The 808-nt window shown below is 73.8% G+C and carries 1 protein-coding gene; it reads left to right on the plus strand.

The window, feature by feature from the left end; all coding sequences use genetic code 11:
- Positions 1-94: 94 nt before the first annotated feature.
- On the plus strand, positions 95-808 hold a 714-nt coding region (locus tag EYQ95_RS26255; protein ID WP_132332192.1), incomplete at its 3' end, for a hypothetical protein.

The raw sequence follows: 808 nt of genomic DNA on the forward strand, positions 1-808 counted from the left end.
ATCCGGCTCGAAAGCGACGCCAGGCCGGCGCCACGATGCCGCAATCCGGGCGGCAGAGCGGGTTGTTCAGACCTTCCCTAAGGAGGGCATTCCAATGAGCAATGGCAATGGAAACGGCAACGACAACGGGAATGGCGTGACCGCCACCCTGTCGAACGCAGCCAGTGCGGTGGCGGACACCGCGAGCAACATCGGGACGGTCATCGCCGGCACGGCGAGCAACGCCGTCACCGCGGTCACCGAAACCGCCAGCAATGCCGCCGAGGTGGTGAGTCGCGCGGTCAGCACCGCCAAGAAGCGCCTGGCGCGCACCAGCGCGGCGGCCCGCAAGGAGGCCCGCGCGTCCAAGAGCGGCGCGCGCAAGTCGACGTCGGGCGGCCGCTCGACGGCGAAGAAGGCCTCGGGCACGAAGTCGGCGGCCAAGCGCGCCACCGGCTCGCGCAGCACGGGTGCGGCCAAGTCGGCAGGCGGTGCGGCGTCGAAGTCGGCCGGCGGCCGCAAGGCGGCGTCGAAGAAGACCGGCGCGCGCAAGGCCGCCACCAAGGCCACCGGCACGCGCGGCGCGGCCGCGAAGACCGGCGCGCGCAAGAGCACGGCCAAGTCGGCCGGCGGCCGCAAGTCGACCACCCGGGTGGCGGCGGGCAAGAAGGCCGCCACCACGCGCAAGACCAACGCCGCCAAGAAGGCCGTCAAGAAGACGGTCACGCGCGCCACCCGCGCCGTCAGCAAGGCCGCCACCAGCGCGCGCCGCTCGGCGGCCGCCCGCAAGGGCGCCGCCAAGCGCGCCTCCGGCACGCGCACGGCCGCC

The sequence above is a fragment of the Lysobacter sp. N42 genome, assembly GCF_004344885.1.